This is a genomic window from Pseudomonas sp. zfem001 (assembly GCF_032621725.1).
GTDB lineage: Bacteria > Pseudomonadota > Gammaproteobacteria > Pseudomonadales > Pseudomonadaceae > Aquipseudomonas > Aquipseudomonas sediminis.
On the sequence record NZ_JAVYJI010000008.1, the window covers coordinates 120,211 to 136,503 of the forward strand.

Consider the following 16,293-nt stretch of genomic DNA (forward strand, 5'->3'; position numbering starts at 1 on the left):
GCAATGCCGACGGCAGCCTGGGCATCGACTCGATCGGCTCGACCGAAAGCGAAGAACTGCTGCCAACCGGGGTGCGCGCGGGCGAATATTACCTTTGCCCGAAAGAGCGCAAGCGCCCCTGCGTGATCGATCCAGCCCCCTATGACGTCGGCGGCAAGATGACCATGCTCGCCTCCTTCACCTCGCCGATTCTGGTCAATGGCGAGTTTCGCGGTATCGCCGGTGCCGACCTGGCGGTCAATTTCATTCAGGAGCTGCTGGTAAAGGCTGACGCCCAGCTCTACAACGGTGCCGGCGAGATGGCGCTGATCGCCAGCAACGGGCGCCTGGTCGCCTCGACCAAGGCACCGGACAAACTTGGTGAGCCGGCCACCGCCCTGCTCGACGCCAATGAAGTGAGCAACCTGGGTACGCTGCAGTCCGGGCAGGTGCTGTACTCCATCGATGCCAAGGAAGATCCTGAGCACAGCCATATCGAACTGTTCCTCAGCTTCAACATCGGCCAGAGCGACACCCGCTGGGTGCTGATGCTGGTGCTGCCGCTCAAAGCGGTGATGGCCGATCTGCACCAGCTGCAGGGCGATCTGGCCTCGCAGCGTGACGCCGACACCCTGGGCATGACCCTGGTCGGCCTGCTGATCGCCGGGCTGGGCCTGTTGGTGATCTGGTTCGTCGGTTACGGCATCGCCCGCCCGCTGCGGCAGATGGTCGGCATGCTCGACGATATCGCCAAAGGCGATGGCGACCTCACGGTGCGCCTGCAGGTTGACCGCAAGGATGAGCTCGGACAGATCGCTGCCGGCTTCAATGCCTTCCTGGCCAAACTGCAAACCATGATCGGCGCCGTGGTGACCTCGGTGCAGCAGGTCAGCGACTCCTCCGAGCACACTGCCGACATCGCCATCCGCACCAACCAGGGCGTGCAGAAGCAACTGGCCGAGATCGAACTGGTGGCCACGGCGGTACACGAGATGACGGCCACCGCGCAGGACGTCGCGCGCAACGCCACCCACGCCGCCGAGGCGGCCAACCACGCCGACCGCGCGGCCAATCAGGGCAAGCAGGTGGTGCAGGAAACCTCGGACGCCATCGCAGCCCTGGCCAGCGAAATCGGCCGCGCCGTGGGCGTGGTACAGAACCTGGCCAAGGACAGCGAGAACATCAACGCCATCCTCGTCGCCATTCGCGCCATTGCCGAGCAGACCAACCTGCTGGCGCTCAACGCGGCCATCGAGGCAGCTCGCGCCGGCGAACAAGGCCGCGGCTTCGCCGTGGTCGCCGATGAAGTGCGCAACCTGGCGCAGAAGACCCAGCAGGCCACCGAAGAAATCCAGACCATGATCCAGCAGTTGCAGCAAGGCACGCGCGAAGTGGTCAAGGTGATGGAGCAGAGCCAGAGCAAGACCGACGACAGCGTGGAACACGCCAACCAGGCAGCTCAATCGCTGGAGTCCATCACCCAGGCAGTGTCGGTGATCAACGACATGAACACGCAGATCGCCAGCGCAGCCGAGGAACAAAGTGCGGTGGCCGAAGACATCAACCGCAACGTCACCAATATCGGCCAGGTCGCCAACGAGGTGGCAGGCGGCGCCGACGAAGCCAGTCAGGCCAGCGCTCAACTGACCAAGCTGGCCGAACAGCAGCGCAGGCTGATCAATCAGTTCAAGGTCTAAGGGACTGCATCAGATAGGGTGCACCGCCCGCACAGGCTCTTGGTCAGCTGCGGTGCACCGGCCCCTCGACACCCTGCACAGGCTCAAGCAGGCGTCAGGCACTCCGGCGCATCCAGCTTCGGGTCGTTGACCAGCGTCGCCAGTGCGCGCTCACGCAGCGCAACCTGCGGCTTGGCCAGCAGCGCCGCCAACTGTTCGGGCGACGTATCGTTGCTCAGCCACAGCGCCTGCTCATGCTCGTCGAGAATCAACGGGCGCCGTAGCGTGGCCGCTTCCTGGGTGATCAGCGCAACGCTCAGGTACTCCTGCCCACCCACCGGATAAAGCTCCCACAAGGCCGCGAAATACATCAGCGGCTCACCGTTGCTCATCCAGTACGGCCGCTTGCGCGCGCCCCCGCGCCATTCATAGAAGCCGTTGGCCGGCAGCAGTGCGCGGCGCTGGCGAAAGGGCTCACGGAACATCGGCTGCTCGGCCAGGGTTTCAGCACGCGCATGCGCCGGAGTCTTGGACAGGTCCTTGAGCCAGGCGGGCGTCAGCCCCCAACGCGCCGCTGCCGCCTGCGCCCCTCCCTCGCCCGCACGCAACATCAGCACCTGGCCGTTGGGCGCCAGGTTCCAGTGCGGCTTCTGGTCAGTGGGAAAGCCGGGCAACGCAGCAAAAGCGGGCGACCAGCGGAACAGGGCATAACGTCCACACATGAAACGACTCGACAGGCAGGGGGCGCGTCAACAGAGCAACACGCCCTGAAAGGACTCTGGCTCATCGCCAGGCACAGGTTGCGCCGCATTGTACTCAGCGATCAGCGTACGCGCCCGCTCAGAGTGAGGATCAGCAACGACCAAACCAAGCAGGCCGCATGCCGGCAGCTCACCCACCGCACCGACCAGATGCTGACCGAGCAAGTGCGCCTCGACACCTTCACTGGCCAGCATGTCCACCAGCATCTGCCCTTCCAGAAGGTTTTCCGGTTCGTAGATTCGTTGCATCAATCGTTCTCCGCACGAACGTCCAACTCCCACTCGGTGCCATCCGTACGCAGCTCGAACTCGATCGGCCGGCAGCACACCGGACAGTCTTCGATGTAAGACTGGTCCCCAGCCGACAGATCCAGCAGCGCTTCGGCCGGCTCACCGCAATAGGGGCAATAATACGACTCGCTTTCCAGCATCGCGGCCTCCTTGTGACTTGGCGTTATGGCCTCATGGGGCTAACAAAGTCTCACAATCCCTTATAGCACGTGATTCTCAGCACTCCTATTCATTCGAACTCTAACTAAATCTCATCATTCTTAGTCAATGTAGCCATTCAATCACTAGCTACACATTCACCAAAAAGACTTTGAAAATCAAAAAAACCAAACACAAACCAGCTCAAAATAAAAGCTGACATAGTTAGGTAAAATGGCCAAATTGCAATAGATAGCACCGAACCTAAAAAGCTCACTTCCCCCTTACATATCGACGCATCCATAGACAAGTCAGCCGCAACCCTATTTGTTGCAACCCTTAAATATAGGACCCTATACAACTTCTCTTGATACAAATAAAACGCATCAAGCATCCAAAAAACCAATACACCAAACGCTCCAAAAAAAAGATAAACAGAATTTAATTTTTCCATCGAGAGCGCAAAAGCTGCACCAATCAGAGCAATCACCCAACCTTTAATATTGAATGAATTACTCCCCATTCTATCTATTACACCTTGGATAAACCCAAGGTGCGCCAACTTGTATTCGTCAGCCATAGCAAGCACCCGACCTACTCATAAAATATAAAGCGTCCAGCGCATCATGGCCTTTTCTTCCGCACGCCCCCCACCGCTCTATCCCTCTTGCATCGAGCTTAGTCAGATGCAGAGTATTTAATGGGTACGAAATGTTAATATCACGCGCCTCATCAAGACTTTCCAATGCCGCATCCATTGCTCCCTTAAATCTTCTACCTCGATGCGCGGAGAGTTCTCGCCGCCTTACAATTCTGCTCATCATCATTTCATGATAAATCCACGGCGACCCTGTCTCTCCTACGCCATCAATATAATCCGAAGCTTTAAATGAATTCTCCGTATTCATAAAAATAACACACTCGCATCGATCAATCATATCTGCAAGAGCAGTAGAAAGCATCATATGCACGTGACTAGTAGTTCTATTTCTTTTTGAGTAATTATACATGTCTGAATCTGGAAATTTTGCATATTCGTCCATCTGCTTCAGCAATACATCCGAATAACCCCACACAGCAGAGTCAATAAACGCCTTTACACCCATTTCCCTGTGAAGCCACCCAGCAAATCCAAGAACAACCTTTTCATCACTATGAGAGTGCGATAAGAAAATATCTGCATTCACGCTCGGAAACCAGCTCTTAAGTATATCTTCAGCCTTGACCAGACCATTCATGTCCATCATTGAGTCTATGCTGGCTCTTACTAACTCCTCATGCCCTCTATATATCTCCCTACCGGCGCCCACATACTCTCCCCAATACTTATGCTCTGGGTCAAAATCAAAGCCAATGTGCATATAGTTCCCCTATCCAATTCAATACATAATTCTTTTAATTTCTCGAATTCAAATCCATTCGCATTTTACAATTTCGATGTTCTAAGCTCCCCGTCTTATGAGGGCAAAAGTCTCTAAGCCTCGTTTTCTCCTTTCCAACGACCACGATCTCTTGCTGCTTTGGTGTAGTTGCTTGCTGTGTTTCGCTAGCAATCACTGGCGCATTGAAGCTGACCACGTTAGCCGCGCCCTGCGGTCTGTAGTTCTGATCATTGAAGACGGTCTGTCTTTCCGGCTGAGTGGGTTCGGGGTCGTATGCCCCTCCCCTTTCGATGACTAGCGGTTCTTCAGTGCGGAATTTCTGCGGCGGGGTGTAGGTTTCGCGTCTTGCAACTGCGCCTTGTGGCCGGGCGCTTTCTTGTTGCTTCGGATGGGGTTGTAGTAGGCCGATATCGTCTCTAAGGCCATCGCCACTGGCGATTGTTTTGGCTCTGTCGATAAAGCCACCACCGAACAGGCTTAGCCCGCCTACCACTACGCCCGTTCCTATCGCCATGATTGCCACCATCCGCCAGGGGCTTTCTTGCTTCCTGGTCTTCAGGTACTCCGGCATATCGTCCATGTCGGCTTTCATATGCTGCCCTCCCTATTTCCTTGCAAACCATCGCCGGGCCACTACCTCGGTTATTTGCTGCCCGCGATTTGTCCTTCCAAGTTTCTATTCGCTTCGTCATAAGCTGGGCTTGTTTGCCCGATTTCCGGCTTTACCTCGCCAGTGCCTACCCATAGAGCGTATTGCGGATAGAGCGACATCAAAAAGCCCGCTTCGTATGCCCCCATCCTGATCTTGCGCCTTTTGATGTTGTCCCAGCGGCTGTACTTAGTGCCGCTTTCTTTAGCGAGGCGATCCAGCCTGGTCATGTCAAGCAATAGATAAAATCTATTCTCCTGCTCAACCTCAATAGACATAAATATCCTTTCGTAATATTTACGAGGCCATTTTCTGCCTCTATATTCGTAACTGTTACAGGGTAAATTATTGATTTGCCCATTTAGACATTATGAGACTTTGTGAGGTTAGCGGCTATGGCAAGCGAAACACGTATGGAAGCGAGGGCTATCCAATGAGCACACAGAACGTCTTCGTAGTGCTGCCCCCGATCTGCACCCGTGAAGAGTGGGGCCGCCTTACCGGCCTGGTAGACAAAGGCCCGACCGTCGTCCTTGGCATGTGCAACCAAGGCACCCTCCCCACTGTTCAGGTTGGCCGCCACCAACTGGTCAACGTCCACCAACTGCTGCAAGACCTGGCCTCGGGCAAAACCGAGTTCCTGGCCGGCGACTACAGCTGAGGGCTGATGGCATGACTATCCAGTTAGCGAAAACCGCCGCTCTGATGCTCTGCCAGGACTGCCTGCACGTTCGCCCGTACTGCGAGGCAGGCCACTTCGGTGAGTACCACTGCGACTGCGGTGGCGACTTCTGCGGCTGCAACAGCTGCAACGACTTCGCCCACGGCCAGGGTGCCCGCTTCGAAAAGCGCCAAGCGCTGGAGGCCGTCAATGAAAAGCCTGAGCCAGTACCTGCGCCAACCCCACGCCGAGAACTGCGACTGCTCTGTCTGCTGGCTAAACCGCAACTGGATACCGCCCAAGGCGCCTACTTACCCATACACACAATGCACCGACTGCCGCCCCGCGCGATGGTCCGTGGTCAATGGTCGCAACCACGTTACGCAGGCCTATACCTGCGAGAAACACAAGCCCGGCAACCGTCCGAAGACGTATTGGTACGTTGTGAGCGACACCGGCAAACCCACGCCCTTCGTGCCCCTGCGCGAACCGTTCGAACTGGTGGGGTAAGCGCATGATCACTTTCGAATCGCTCCTCTTTATCGGCTGGTTACTCACGCTCTGCGTTCTCTTCCTGCTTGATATCAATCGCCTCTTCAGTGTGGCTAATAAGGCATCTGAGCAATCGCCTCCGGCGTCCGTGACTGGCCACCCCGGCCTCCCTGACCGAACCGCGCAATCACCGCCAGTCGCGGGCGACGGTGGCGAAACGGGATGACAAGGGCGCGGCCCTTGGTGTTAACGAACTAACAGGCTGCACAAGCGGCAACTGAAACCCCGGCAAGTCGAGAACCACCCTCGGGCAAAAACGAAAGTTTGCCCGTGCGGGATCGCTCGGCCTGCTGAAAGGCAAAACCGCGCAATAACGCGCAACTAAGCGAGGAAACACAAATGGCACGTTCGACTATGGAAGTTGCATTTCTCGGCACTCAGATGACCCAGGTGGATGACACCAAATACGCCAAGGTCTTCTACGGCGACGAACCGGACGGCAAGACCGAACACGGCCTGTCCATCATCGGCATGGCTATCGCTGAAGACGCCGCTGACGAAGTATTCGCAGCCGGCGCCCAGTTCGCCCCGCTGGAGCTGGTGCGCATCACCTTCGACGTGGCACGCGGCGGCCAGAACAAGGGCAAAAACCTAGCCCTGCACATCGAAGCCGTGAACCCGAAAGGCCAGGGCACTCGTGGTGCTGCTGACCCATCCAGCGAGGCCCGCAAGCTCGCGGCCCAACAACAAGGCAAACCGACCGGCACCCAGCCGGACCCGGCCAAGGCCTAACGGGAGGGCGCCGCCGTGCTGATCGTTGATCGCGTGCTGTGCGACTGCTGTGGCCAGCCCATGGGCCAGCTCTACAACCAGTCCGCCCCCCAGCCCGACCTGCTGCCCGATCTGAATAAGGCGCCTGACCTCGTCATCTGCCCCGACTGCATCGCCATGGCTGAGGTCGTCCGCGACCCCAGCTTGGCCGAGTAATCGAGGGCATATGAATTTCATCGCCTGCGATGGGGAATGGTCGGTTGGTGCTTCGGGTGAACTCCTGTGCACGGGCCAGCTGGTTTCCATCGCAGACGACGAAATGCAGGGCCTGATCGGCTCTGCGCTCACCTGGGATGACGTGTCCGAACTGCAAGGCGAAGCAATGATTCTGTTCGCCACCGTGTTCGGGTTCCTCGTCCTGAAAAAAGTCCTGAAATCGAGGTAATACCCATGCAACACATCAAAACCCTGCGCCGTTCGCTCGGCACCGCTGCTGCCATCGGCCTGCTGTCTGTTCAACAGGCCTACGCCGCCCTGCCCACCGAGGTCAGCACCCAGCTCGACACCACCAAGACCGACGTTGTCGAGCTGGGTGGCCTGATCCTCGTCGTGCTGATCGCGGCTGCCGCGTTCAAGTACATGCGCCGTGCCATGTAACCCAGCAACTGCACCTATGTGCCGAAGCAAGCAAAGCCCCGCCTCGGCGGGGTTTTCTTTTCCGGATACCGCCATGAGCTATCAACTGTTCGTTCTGATCATCACCGTCCTGGCGCTGTATCTCGTGTTCTTCGGGAGGGTTTGAGATGCTCAGATTTAGGCGGTATGTTTCGCTGTTGCTGCTGGTTGTTTTGGCAGGTGGGTATTCGGTGTTTGCCTTCGCCGAAGACTATTATTGGATCATTGGGTCTGATACTTCGCTTACTTTTCCAAGCGCTGCCGATGCCATAACTTATCTGGAACAAAGAAGTCCTAATGCTCGCTTTGATGTTCATACTCGACGTGAAACTACATGGTCATATCGTACCTATCGCAAAAGTGACGGTGGATACACTGGCTTTGGCTCTGTAAATCGTCGCGGTACCGCTTGCTCCCCGCCTGCTGTTTATAACCCTGAAACCGGGGGCTGTGAGGAACCGCAACCAGACAAATGCGAGTCCACCGTCGGCAACGTGGTTCATCATGAGTTTCGCTTTGCCAGCCTCGGCAGTGACGGCAACCCTTCCGCTGATCCACCCGTAACCGTCTGCAAAAGCGGCTGCCAGTATTCCCATACCTTCGGCGATTTCAGCTCCAAGCGTGATTTCGGTCCGCCTGATCAGCTTGTCGGTTCCTTCGAGTACAAGGGCAACGGCGTCAGCTGTACCCCATCGGCCAACGACCCATCCGTATTTGATCAGCCTCCCGCCAAGGACCCGGTTACCAAAGCACCGGAGTACGCCACCAATAACGATTGCTCAGGCTGGGAAACCCAGCCTGACGGGACGCTTAAGCGCAGCTGTAACTCCAACACTTCGTATAAGGATGAGGGCAACGTCGATTGCAAAGGCGGAACGGCCGGTGCTGGTTTCAGCAGCAGCGTGAAGTGCACGCCATCGAAGAACAAGCCGCCGCACAAGTCTGAGACCAACGTCGAGCAGGAGACCACCAAGAAAGACAACCCGGACGGTTCCAGCGAGACCACCACCAAGACCGATACCACCAAGACCGAGTGCAAAGGCACCAAGCCTTGCGAGTCCTCCAGCAAGACCGAAACCGAGTCGGAAAACACCGACCCCGACGGCAATTCCACCAAAAACGGTAACTGTGTCGGTGACGGCTGCAACCCGGATAAAACCGACGGCAGCGGCACTGAGGCCGAAGAAGACGGCGAACAAGGCGAATAGCGAACCGCCACAGTCGGCACCTGTGACGGCAGTTTCTCCTGCACGGGTGATCCCATCGACTGCGCCATCCTCAAGCAGCAGAAAGAACAGCAGTGCTACGCCGAAGAAATGAGCGATTTCGACGGCAACAAATCCGAAGTCGAAGGCCTGCTCCAGGGTGAAAACTTCGAACTAAACGAAGGCAGCGGCGATATCGACGTGCCGTCCTTCATCAGCCAAGGCACCCGCTTTCTCAGCCCATCCTGCCCGCCTGATCGCGTTGTGTCCCTGTCCATGGCCGGGCGCTCTGTAGGCCTGTCCTTTCAGCCCCTGTGCAGCTTCGCCAGCGCACTCGGTCCCTTTCTCGTCGCCGTCACCGCCGTTATCTGCGCGCTCTATGTCGGCCGTTCCGTAGGAGGTAACTAATGCACTACCTATTCCTGGCACAGCTCCTGATCATGATCGTTGGCCCACTGGTGAAAATGGCCCTGCGCGTCATTGGCTTCGGCTTCGTGTCCTATATCGGCTTCAATCTAGTGATCGATCAGGCCCGTGGCTACATGCAATCGAGCATGGGCCAGCTCGGTGCCGAAATCAGCGGCATTCTCGGCCTCGCCAACTTCGACATCATCGTCAACATGTACTTCGCGGCCATCGCAACGCGGTTCATCCTGGCCGGGATCGACAAGGCCCAGGACCGCAAGCGCAATCAGGTCTGGCGCAAGCCGGGCGGCACCTCAATCGAAGCATAAGGGGGCTGCACCATGCTCGTTATCCGCACCGGCAAACCCGGCCACGGCAAGACCCTCAACACCATCCGCGAAGTGGACCAAAAAGCCCTGGGCGAAGGGCGTGTGGTCTACTTCCACAACATCAACGGCCTCAAACCGGAAACCCTGCAGGCGCAGTGGTTCGAGTTCGAAGACCCGGAAAAGTGGTACGAGCTGCCGAAAGACAGCATCGTCGTGATCGATGAGGCGCAAGGCTGGTTTGGCGCCCGTGATCCAAGGGCACGGCCACCGGAGCACATCACCCGCTTCGAAACCATGCGCCACCAAGGCCACGAAGTGCACCTGGTCACCCAGGACCCGCGCTACCTGGATGTGCACCTGCGCCGCCTGTGCAACAGCCATATCCACTACTGGCGCGTCTTCAAGTCCTCCCAGCTGCTGCGCTTCGAATCCGAAGTGGTGGTGGAAAAGGTCGAAGTCAAAACCAGCTTCAAGGATGCCGACAAGAAAACGCTTCGCCTCGATAAGCGCTATTTCGGGTCTTACACCAGCACCAACGCCAAGCACCACTTTCAGACCACGGTGCCGACCAAGTTCATCCTGGCAGCGGCTGTCATCGCGATAGCCGTGGTCTGGTCGTATCGCTTCATTGGGCAATACGCACCAACCGACGAGCAAGCGCGTGCAGCCGATGCGCCCGAACCGAGCATGGTGGATCAAGCCAAAGGTGCTATTGGCTCCTTCATCAACCCGCTTGGCCAGCAGGCACCGGAACAAGGCAAAAAGAACACAGCCACCTACCTGACCGAGCGAATACCCCGGGTGCCCCAGCTCCCCGCCTCGGCCCCGCTCTATGACGACCTGACCAAGCCGCAAGCCTTCCCGCGCCTCTACTGCATGTCCAGCACCGATCCGGAGATATACCGACGGCACTTCGCCAAGCGCCCCAGTGGCATCGTCAATGGCCAACAGACCGTTTGCCAGTGCTACACGCAGCAAGGCACCAAGATCGAAACGGATTTTCAGTTCTGCCTGAACATCGTTGAAAACGGCTACTTCGATCCGGCCATCGCTGATCGCAGCAAACAGCAGCAGTACGGCCAAGCGCAGCAACAGCCGATGCAGCAGCCCGTCACCGGGTATCCCACCCAGCAGCCTCAGCAGGCCCCCGTAACGGTCGTCACCTATGAGAAAGGCAAGTTCTTGTGGTGATCGCAATGGGACGTCGTGTGCGCGTTCTGCGAACGCCTGCGAGGGACGAGCGGGCGCGCAGAACGCGCCTGCTGACGTCCCTGTAGCACGTCAGATAAACCGATTTCGAAAGACCGTGAAGTCTCACAAAACTCTAAAAGTTGAAGGTTGGAACCAATGAGCACGATTAAGGATTTCCCCCGAGTAGAAGAATTCATCCGCTACTTCGTAGACCCTTCATCCGGCCAGATTCACGACCTCTCTAAAATCCGCCTGCTTAGCTGCAGCGTCGATACCGTCCGCCAGTTGTATCGCGGCCTGATCCGCCCGGAAATCATGAGCCTGTTCGAGAAGCCCGGCACCATCGTCGATTTCGCTGGCCAGCGCTGGCACTCGGGTCGCGTCAGCAAGGATTCCGGGTACCAGTACAAGCTGCAGAACGCTGACCTGGGGATCATCCTGCTGGTGAAGAACTTCAACGCCAAAATCGAGAACATCGGCCCCCACCTGAAAATCGAAGTGTCACCCCATGCCATCGACCAGTTCTGCCCCGAGCGCCTGCAGGAACGCCTCGACTACTATGCCGGCCACGTGCTGACCAACATCGAGCGCAACCAATGTGCGGTCCACCTCGCGCTAGACCTGCAGGGCTGGCAACCGCCCGCCGATCTGGTCGCCCGCATGCACTGCCGCGCACGCGCTGCCCGTGATATCTCCGGCATCAAGGAAATTCAGTGGACGCTGGAGTCTGCCACCTACGGCAAAGGCCAGTCCTACCTGTTCGGCTCTGCTGGTGGCGTCCAGCTCGGTATCTACAACAAGACCGAACAGGCCCGCGCCATCGACAAACTCGACTACTGGGAAAACGTCTGGAGACGCCGCGACAGCTTCGACGAAGCCGACCCGGACAACTACAACCCGGAACAGGACGTGTGGCGCGTAGAGCTGCGTTACCACCACTCAGTGATCCAGCAATTCGCCTCCGGCTCATTCGATCTGCAGACAAACCAGATCATTGAAACCAACAGCTACGCCGCCTTTGCCCCGCACCTAGACGGCCTGTGGCGCTATGGCCTACGTCAATTCAAGCTGCTGGCTCGCCCTGGCTACTTTGAGCCCATTTGGACGCTTATCCGCGATGACGTGCGCGTCGATCTGCCGGTGGATTCCCTGGTGGACGAAACCGAGTACAAGCGCCAATACAAGACCTCGCGGGGCTTCTCGGGCAAGAACGTCGAGCTCTTCCTGGGAAACTTCGTCAGCCTGCTGGCACGGGAGCGAGTGGGCGCTAGAAGGGCTTTCCACACACTCAAGGATTGGGATTGCTGGCCGGTGATTCGCGATCACTATGCAGCCAAGGGCATGGATGAAGACGGCCTGTATAAACATATCAAGGGCATCTTGGAGGAACGCCATATACGCTGGGGGCGTGCTGTATGACCGTCAAACGTCAGCCCGATGGCAAGTGGTCTGTAGACTTCTATGTCGATGGCCGTGGCAGTCAGCGTGTACGCCGTGGCGGCTTCGCCAGCAAGGCCCATGCACAGCGCTTTGAACGTGATTTCACTGCCTCACCCAAGCTTGCCGTTGATCGCTTCTCTGATCTGGTAGACCTCTGGTATCAGGTCCACGGCGTCACGCTCAAAAATGGTGTCCGTCGCTACTCTGCTCTCAAGCAGATAACCGAACGCCTGGGCAATCCTCGCGCCTGTGACTTCTCTGCGGCTACTTGGTCCAGCTATCGCACCCAGCGCCTCAAGACAGCGAAACGCTCGACCATCAACATCGAACACATATACGTCGCGTCTGTGTTCACTGAGTTAGCCCGTCAAGGCCACTATCATGGCGGCAACCCTCTGGCCGGTATGCGTCTATTCAAGGTCGATCAAAAGTCCCTGGCGTTCCTGACCTTTGAACAGATTCAGCAACTGCTTTCAGAGCTGGCCAAGTCGCGTAACCCCTATGCCTTGATCATTTCCAAGATTGCCTTGGCCACTGGCGCTAGATGGTCTGAGGCTGAGCGCTTACGTCGTTCCCAGGTTTTGACAGACCGCATTGTGTTTACCGGTACAAAGAATGGCCGTAACAGAACGGTGCCGGTCGATCCTGAGTTGATCAAAGAGGCGCTTTCTATTGCTCTGCCGACCGAACGTTTATTCGGTCCTGCTCGCGGTGCTTTCGAAGTTTGTTATGCCCGGTGCGGTTTTAAAACTCCCGGCCAGCTGACGCATATTCTTCGCCACACCTTCGCGTCGCACTTCGTAATGGCTGGAGGTGACTTGCGAACTCTGAAAGATATTTTGGGGCACGCGGATATCACGACGACGATGGTTTATGCACACTTAGCACCCGAGCATTTGGACAAGGCACTATTGCTCAATCCCCTGGTGCTCTCGTCCCGTGGACAAGCCGTAGGCAGCCCGTAGGCAAAACCGCCTCTACTGCCACACAAGGCCCGCGCCTTTGCTGGGCTTCGCTGATTAGCTGTGACTTGGCGTTATAATCGCCGGTCTACTGCTCACCCTGTTAAGCAGACACCATTCCAACCTTAGCCGTTCTAGAACAAGAGAGCATGATGGGCGCATTCGATGCCATCCGACCCTATGCCGATGCAGAAGTGCGCCCCGTACTGGCGCGCCTGCTCGCCGACCCGGCGTTTCTCGGTACCCTCACCCGTTTTCGCTTTCCGCGCCTGGCCGGGCCCTTGGGCTGGCTGCTCAAGCCGCTGATCGCCGCACGCCTGCGCAGCGAGTTCGCCAGTGTCGACTCGGTCGCTGGTCTGCAGGAAAAGATCGAGCCGTACATCGACCGTACCATCGAGCATGCCAGTGATGGCATCAGCTACTCCGGCCTGGAGCACCTGCAGCCCGGCAAGCCTTACCTGTACCTGGCCAACCACCGCGATATCGTCATGGACCCGGCCTTCGTCAACTACGCCGTCTACCACGCAGGCCTGCAGACGCCACGTATCGCCATCGGCGACAACTTGTTGCAGCGCCCCTTCGTCAGCGACCTGATGCGCCTGAACAAGAGTTTCATCGTGCACCGCTCGATCAGTGGGCGACGCGAGAAGCTGGCGGCTTATCAATTGCTCTCGGCCTATATCAACCACTCGATCCGCGAAGATGGCGAGTCGATCTGGATCGCCCAGGCCGAAGGGCGCGCCAAGGACGGTGACGACCGTACCGATTCGGCCATCCTCAAGATGTTCCATATGAGCCGCAAGGATGAGCCATTCGCAGACGTGATCGAGTCGCTGAACCTGATCCCGGTGTCGATCAGCTACGAGTACGACCCCTGCGACCTGGCCAAGGCTCGCGAGCTCTGTGTGCGTGCCGCCACGGGCAGCTACACCAAGGCGCCGGGCGAAGACGACGCCAGCATCGCCCTGGGCATCACCGGCTATAAAGGCCGCGTGCACCTGCACTTCAGCCCGCCTGTCGCCGGTCTGGAGGACACCAAGCAGCTTGCCCAGGAGATGGATCGTCACATTCTCGGCCAGTATCGCCTGTTCCCTGTGCACTACCTGGCCTACGCCATGTGGGAAGGCCGCGAGGCCGAGCTGAACGTGCCGGCAGCGAGCGAAGTATTCGATGCCGCGGAACTGGCCAAGGCCGAAGCGCAGTGGAACAAGCGCCTGGCCGCCTGCAGCGCCGAGGAAAAACCGTTCCTGATCCTGCAGTACGCCAACCCGGTGCGAAACCAGTATCGGATCAAGGCAGGTCTGCCCCTGTAAGGCAGCCATCGCCACAAACGAAAACGGCAGCCCGATGGCTGCCGTTTTCATTCATCGCTCAAGCGTCAAAGCCGCGTACTGAACCAGGACAGCACCAGGGCTGCACCCAGGCAAATGCCACCGAAGCGATAGAAGAAGCGGTTGATCCGCAGGGTACGCTCGTCCTGAACCTCGGTTTCATCCAGCTCGCCTTGCGCCAGGACTCGCGCTAAGCCGCGCTGCTCGCGCAAGTGAGTCATCAGGCACAGCCAGGCGCCCGCCAACGCGAAGAACAATGCCAGCGAATTGACCGCCCCGGCCGGATGGGCGAGGAACAGTGACCACAATAACTGCAGCGACATGCAACACCTCGAGGACAGCATGGTGCAGCAACCTCGCCACCGCACCAGAATGGGGATTTTGGCCGAGAAGCGGTGCGTCTCGACCCTCGAAAAGTCGTCGCGCAGTGTACTGAAATACCTCTTTTATAAGGTTCGTTTCCGACGAACGCGGCCCGCTATCCCGAAATCGTCTGAAAACTGTCATATGCCTGGCCTAGGGTTTGTATCTCCAAGAGTGACCAAACAGTCACGACTGTTGCTGGAGCCAAACCTCAATGTCCCTGGAGGACCTGCCATGCTCAATTCTCAACCGCTGGATCGCGATTACCTGATCGACTCGCTGGATGAAGTGGACGCCGTGGTCGACGAGCTTTCTTTCAACGTGCAGGACCAGCACTGGCTGGTGTACTGCGCCCTTGGCGGCCATGAGCATTACGACCTGCCGGATATCGACAACCGTACCGGCATGAGTCTGCCGGAGTTCTACGCCGAAGCAGCATGAAGACTCAGGACAAATGAAAACGCCCCGCAATGCGGGGCGTTTTTTATAACGATGCGCCGAATTACTGCAGCAGTACCTGGCCGATGGTCGGGTCCTTGAACGCACGAGTCAGCGCGTCGCTGAGCACGTCACCCACCAGCTTGCTGTTGGTCTGCTGGTTCGGTGCGGTGCCGAAGCGCTGGTTCAGCGAGGCACCGTAACGGCCGGTATAGCGACGGCTGCCGCCCTGCACGTCAGCGCGAATGGAGGCAGAGATATCAGCCTCGGTGACGTACATACCCTCTTTCGGCGACTGATACTTGAGGTCCGCCAGGGTGATGGTCAACTGTGGCGCGTTATAAGCATTGGGCGACGGTGTAAAACCGAGCAGACGCACAGCCGCTTCGGCCTCAGCCTGCAGCTTGGGCAGCACATAATCGGGGTTGACGCTGATGGAGCTGGTCTCCGGGTACAGACCGCCGCGAGTGCCAAGCACCGGCGAAGGACGGCCGTCGACCACGCGCACCACCACCGGCTGGCCCTGGCCGACTGGGGTCAGCGAACTGGTCAGCTTGGGTTGTGGGGTGAGTTGCTGAGGGCTGAGGGCGCAACCGGCCAGAGTCAGGCTGGCGGCAGCAAGCAAGGCGATCAACGCACGGTGCAGCATGCTCATCTCTCCGAGTGAGGTAAAAGTGGCCGGCAGTATAACCAGCGCGGCCTGAGGCCGACAGTAGCGCTGCATAGGACCGTTGGCATATCGCTGCGGTTCCTGTCATCAGCCTGTCACCGCGCGCTGGCATAAAGTACCTGTCACCACGCTGGAGCCTTCGCCATGCTGTTGCGCCGCCTGTTCAGCCCCGCTCGCCCGATGCGCCATTTCGCCCTGATCGATGATCGTGGCGTTTGCTGTGCGCTGCGGCAGATGCAGGAACACCCGATCCAGGCGGGATGGGTGGAAATTCGCGAGCCGAGCATCTCCTGGCTGGGCGCCCCACTGCCCGCCGGTGCCCGGCTCACCCCGGTCGCCACACACGCATCAGCAGCCCGCCCGTTGGCGGCCTGACCGGTGAAAGAATAAAAGTCACGCAGGGGCTCAATTTCCCCTCATTCACCGTTATAATCACGCCCCGATTATAAGGACGTCTCCTGATCGGGCCGAACGACCTCGCCGA

The 16,293-nt window shown here is 58.1% G+C and carries 25 protein-coding genes and 1 pseudogene; 17 read left to right on the top strand and 9 right to left on the bottom strand.

Going from position 1 to position 16,293, the window contains the following annotated elements:
- Positions 1-617 precede the first annotated feature (617 nt).
- A pseudogene (locus tag RTH74_RS24285) lies at positions 618-818 on the top strand (HAMP domain-containing protein); the annotation flags it as partial.
- 15 nt (positions 819-833) lie between these two features.
- Positions 834-1,676, top strand: a complete 843-nt coding sequence (locus RTH74_RS24290; protein ID WP_420713176.1) for a methyl-accepting chemotaxis protein — start codon at positions 834-836, stop codon at positions 1,674-1,676.
- An 83-nt stretch (positions 1,677-1,759) separates the two neighbouring features.
- On the opposite strand, the gene RTH74_RS22615 is transcribed toward RTH74_RS24290, so the two are convergent.
- The 7 genes from RTH74_RS22615 to RTH74_RS22645 all read right to left on the bottom strand — a co-directional run bounded on the left by RTH74_RS22615 (position 1,760) and on the right by RTH74_RS22645 (position 5,154).
- Positions 1,760-2,377 carry an SOS response-associated peptidase gene (locus RTH74_RS22615; protein WP_316916123.1) on the bottom strand — a complete coding sequence of 206 codons (618 nt, stop codon included), beginning with the start codon at positions 2,375-2,377 and terminating at the stop codon, positions 1,760-1,762.
- Between the two features lie 27 nt (positions 2,378-2,404).
- A complete protein-coding gene (locus tag RTH74_RS22620; protein WP_316916124.1) occupies positions 2,405-2,665 on the bottom strand; it encodes a putative signal transducing protein in 261 nt (86 codons plus the stop codon).
- Positions 2,665-2,847, bottom strand: coding sequence for a CPXCG motif-containing cysteine-rich protein (locus tag RTH74_RS22625; protein ID WP_092377507.1), 183 nt, complete (start codon positions 2,845-2,847; stop codon positions 2,665-2,667). Before RTH74_RS22625 ends, RTH74_RS22620 begins: the two co-directional genes overlap by 1 nt.
- Before the next feature lie 137 nt (positions 2,848-2,984).
- Positions 2,985-3,425: a hypothetical protein gene (locus RTH74_RS22630; RefSeq protein WP_316916125.1), complete on the bottom strand. Its 441-nt coding sequence runs from the start codon at positions 3,423-3,425 to the stop codon at positions 2,985-2,987.
- Complete coding sequence (locus tag RTH74_RS22635; protein WP_316916126.1) at positions 3,418-4,206, bottom strand: hypothetical protein; 789 nt, start codon at positions 4,204-4,206, stop codon at positions 3,418-3,420. Before RTH74_RS22635 ends, RTH74_RS22630 begins: the two co-directional genes overlap by 8 nt.
- A 34-nt stretch (positions 4,207-4,240) precedes the next feature.
- Complete coding sequence (locus tag RTH74_RS22640) at positions 4,241-4,819, bottom strand: hypothetical protein (protein ID WP_316916127.1); 579 nt, start codon at positions 4,817-4,819, stop codon at positions 4,241-4,243.
- 50 nt (positions 4,820-4,869) lie between these two features.
- Positions 4,870-5,154, bottom strand: a complete 285-nt coding sequence (locus RTH74_RS22645) for a hypothetical protein (RefSeq protein WP_316916128.1) — start codon at positions 5,152-5,154, stop codon at positions 4,870-4,872.
- Between the two features lie 155 nt (positions 5,155-5,309).
- On the opposite strand from RTH74_RS22645, the gene RTH74_RS22650 reads away from it, so the two are divergent.
- The 13 genes from RTH74_RS22650 (at position 5,310) to RTH74_RS22710 (ending at position 14,320) form a co-directional block, all read left to right on the top strand.
- Positions 5,310-5,537 carry a hypothetical protein gene (locus RTH74_RS22650; RefSeq protein WP_143502509.1) on the top strand — a complete coding sequence of 76 codons (228 nt, stop codon included), beginning with the start codon at positions 5,310-5,312 and terminating at the stop codon, positions 5,535-5,537.
- A 210-nt stretch (positions 5,538-5,747) separates the two neighbouring features.
- Entirely contained in the window at positions 5,748-6,047 is a 300-nt protein-coding gene (gene pflM / locus RTH74_RS22655) for a lysogeny maintenance protein PflM (RefSeq protein ID WP_316916129.1), read from the top strand.
- Between the two features lie 381 nt (positions 6,048-6,428).
- Positions 6,429-6,821, top strand: a complete 393-nt coding sequence (locus tag RTH74_RS22660; protein ID WP_316916130.1) for a hypothetical protein — start codon at positions 6,429-6,431, stop codon at positions 6,819-6,821.
- A gap of 15 nt (positions 6,822-6,836) precedes the next feature.
- Positions 6,837-7,016: a hypothetical protein gene (locus RTH74_RS22665; RefSeq protein WP_013714241.1), complete on the top strand. Its 180-nt coding sequence runs from the start codon at positions 6,837-6,839 to the stop codon at positions 7,014-7,016.
- 10 nt (positions 7,017-7,026) lie between these two features.
- Positions 7,027-7,245: a hypothetical protein gene (locus tag RTH74_RS22670; RefSeq protein ID WP_316916131.1), complete on the top strand. Its 219-nt coding sequence runs from the start codon at positions 7,027-7,029 to the stop codon at positions 7,243-7,245.
- Positions 7,246-7,250: 5 nt separating this feature from the next.
- The gene (locus RTH74_RS22675) at positions 7,251-7,457 is read left to right on the top strand and encodes a major capsid protein (protein WP_074915142.1); all 207 of its coding nucleotides are present in this window, start codon (positions 7,251-7,253) and stop codon (positions 7,455-7,457) included.
- Positions 7,458-7,603: 146 nt separating this feature from the next.
- Positions 7,604-8,683 carry a hypothetical protein gene (locus RTH74_RS22680; RefSeq protein WP_316916132.1) on the top strand — a complete coding sequence of 360 codons (1,080 nt, stop codon included), beginning with the start codon at positions 7,604-7,606 and terminating at the stop codon, positions 8,681-8,683.
- Positions 8,684-8,791: 108 nt separating this feature from the next.
- Complete coding sequence (locus RTH74_RS22685; RefSeq protein WP_074915262.1) at positions 8,792-9,088, top strand: virulence factor TspB C-terminal domain-related protein; 297 nt, start codon at positions 8,792-8,794, stop codon at positions 9,086-9,088.
- On the top strand, positions 9,088-9,414 hold the full coding sequence (locus RTH74_RS22690) for a DUF2523 domain-containing protein (protein ID WP_074915144.1): 327 nt from the start codon (positions 9,088-9,090) through the stop codon (positions 9,412-9,414). The genes RTH74_RS22685 and RTH74_RS22690 overlap by 1 nt, the downstream gene beginning before the upstream one ends.
- A gap of 12 nt (positions 9,415-9,426) precedes the next feature.
- Positions 9,427-10,605: a zonular occludens toxin domain-containing protein gene (locus RTH74_RS22695; protein ID WP_316916133.1), complete on the top strand. Its 1,179-nt coding sequence runs from the start codon at positions 9,427-9,429 to the stop codon at positions 10,603-10,605.
- 156 nt (positions 10,606-10,761) lie between these two features.
- Complete coding sequence (locus RTH74_RS22700) at positions 10,762-12,024, top strand: hypothetical protein (protein ID WP_316916134.1); 1,263 nt, start codon at positions 10,762-10,764, stop codon at positions 12,022-12,024.
- A complete protein-coding gene (locus RTH74_RS22705; RefSeq protein ID WP_316916135.1) occupies positions 12,021-13,010 on the top strand; it encodes a tyrosine-type recombinase/integrase in 990 nt (329 codons plus the stop codon). Before RTH74_RS22700 ends, RTH74_RS22705 begins: the two co-directional genes overlap by 4 nt.
- A 146-nt stretch (positions 13,011-13,156) precedes the next feature.
- Positions 13,157-14,320: a 1-acyl-sn-glycerol-3-phosphate acyltransferase gene (locus RTH74_RS22710; protein ID WP_316916136.1), complete on the top strand. Its 1,164-nt coding sequence runs from the start codon at positions 13,157-13,159 to the stop codon at positions 14,318-14,320.
- A 65-nt stretch (positions 14,321-14,385) separates the two neighbouring features.
- Here the strand turns inward: RTH74_RS22710 and RTH74_RS22715 are convergent, their stop codons facing one another.
- Positions 14,386-14,661, bottom strand: a complete 276-nt coding sequence (locus RTH74_RS22715) for a hypothetical protein (RefSeq protein WP_316916137.1) — start codon at positions 14,659-14,661, stop codon at positions 14,386-14,388.
- A gap of 274 nt (positions 14,662-14,935) precedes the next feature.
- On the opposite strand from RTH74_RS22715, the gene RTH74_RS22720 reads away from it, so the two are divergent.
- Positions 14,936-15,142 (top strand): hypothetical protein, encoded by a 207-nt coding sequence (locus RTH74_RS22720; RefSeq protein ID WP_004424534.1) that lies wholly within the window; start codon positions 14,936-14,938, stop codon positions 15,140-15,142.
- Between the two features lie 61 nt (positions 15,143-15,203).
- Here the strand turns inward: RTH74_RS22720 and RTH74_RS22725 are convergent, their stop codons facing one another.
- On the bottom strand, positions 15,204-15,788 hold the full coding sequence (locus tag RTH74_RS22725) for a YajG family lipoprotein (RefSeq protein ID WP_092377515.1): 585 nt from the start codon (positions 15,786-15,788) through the stop codon (positions 15,204-15,206).
- 165 nt (positions 15,789-15,953) lie between these two features.
- Between RTH74_RS22725 and RTH74_RS22730 the strand changes: the two genes are divergently transcribed.
- A complete protein-coding gene (locus RTH74_RS22730; RefSeq protein WP_316916138.1) occupies positions 15,954-16,184 on the top strand; it encodes a hypothetical protein in 231 nt (76 codons plus the stop codon).
- Positions 16,185-16,293: the final 109 nt, after the last annotated feature.

Coding starts and splice junctions, on each gene's coding strand:
- RTH74_RS22700 (WP_316916134.1), top strand. CDS start 10,762: ATGAGCACGATTAAGGATTTCCCCCGAGTAGAAGAATTCATCCGCTAC.
- RTH74_RS22710 (WP_316916136.1), top strand. CDS start 13,157: ATGATGGGCGCATTCGATGCCATCCGACCCTATGCCGATGCAGAAGTG.
- RTH74_RS22690 (WP_074915144.1), top strand. CDS start 9,088: ATGCACTACCTATTCCTGGCACAGCTCCTGATCATGATCGTTGGCCCA.
- RTH74_RS22680 (WP_316916132.1), top strand. CDS start 7,604: ATGCTCAGATTTAGGCGGTATGTTTCGCTGTTGCTGCTGGTTGTTTTG.
- RTH74_RS22725 (WP_092377515.1), bottom strand. CDS start 15,788: ATGCTGCACCGTGCGTTGATCGCCTTGCTTGCTGCCGCCAGCCTGACT.
- RTH74_RS22630 (WP_316916125.1), bottom strand. CDS start 3,425: ATGGCTGACGAATACAAGTTGGCGCACCTTGGGTTTATCCAAGGTGTA.
- RTH74_RS24290 (WP_420713176.1), top strand. CDS start 834: ATGATCGGCGCCGTGGTGACCTCGGTGCAGCAGGTCAGCGACTCCTCC.
- RTH74_RS22645 (WP_316916128.1), bottom strand. CDS start 5,154: ATGTCTATTGAGGTTGAGCAGGAGAATAGATTTTATCTATTGCTTGAC.
- RTH74_RS22685 (WP_074915262.1), top strand. CDS start 8,792: ATGAGCGATTTCGACGGCAACAAATCCGAAGTCGAAGGCCTGCTCCAG.
- RTH74_RS22720 (WP_004424534.1), top strand. CDS start 14,936: ATGCTCAATTCTCAACCGCTGGATCGCGATTACCTGATCGACTCGCTG.
- RTH74_RS22695 (WP_316916133.1), top strand. CDS start 9,427: ATGCTCGTTATCCGCACCGGCAAACCCGGCCACGGCAAGACCCTCAAC.
- RTH74_RS22635 (WP_316916126.1), bottom strand. CDS start 4,206: ATGCACATTGGCTTTGATTTTGACCCAGAGCATAAGTATTGGGGAGAG.
- RTH74_RS22670 (WP_316916131.1), top strand. CDS start 7,027: ATGAATTTCATCGCCTGCGATGGGGAATGGTCGGTTGGTGCTTCGGGT.
- RTH74_RS22650 (WP_143502509.1), top strand. CDS start 5,310: ATGAGCACACAGAACGTCTTCGTAGTGCTGCCCCCGATCTGCACCCGT.
- RTH74_RS22620 (WP_316916124.1), bottom strand. CDS start 2,665: ATGCAACGAATCTACGAACCGGAAAACCTTCTGGAAGGGCAGATGCTG.
- pflM (WP_316916129.1), top strand. CDS start 5,748: ATGAAAAGCCTGAGCCAGTACCTGCGCCAACCCCACGCCGAGAACTGC.
- RTH74_RS22640 (WP_316916127.1), bottom strand. CDS start 4,819: ATGAAAGCCGACATGGACGATATGCCGGAGTACCTGAAGACCAGGAAG.
- RTH74_RS22675 (WP_074915142.1), top strand. CDS start 7,251: ATGCAACACATCAAAACCCTGCGCCGTTCGCTCGGCACCGCTGCTGCC.
- RTH74_RS22730 (WP_316916138.1), top strand. CDS start 15,954: ATGCTGTTGCGCCGCCTGTTCAGCCCCGCTCGCCCGATGCGCCATTTC.
- RTH74_RS22715 (WP_316916137.1), bottom strand. CDS start 14,661: ATGTCGCTGCAGTTATTGTGGTCACTGTTCCTCGCCCATCCGGCCGGG.
- RTH74_RS22705 (WP_316916135.1), top strand. CDS start 12,021: ATGACCGTCAAACGTCAGCCCGATGGCAAGTGGTCTGTAGACTTCTAT.
- RTH74_RS22615 (WP_316916123.1), bottom strand. CDS start 2,377: ATGTGTGGACGTTATGCCCTGTTCCGCTGGTCGCCCGCTTTTGCTGCG.
- RTH74_RS22625 (WP_092377507.1), bottom strand. CDS start 2,847: ATGCTGGAAAGCGAGTCGTATTATTGCCCCTATTGCGGTGAGCCGGCC.
- RTH74_RS22660 (WP_316916130.1), top strand. CDS start 6,429: ATGGCACGTTCGACTATGGAAGTTGCATTTCTCGGCACTCAGATGACC.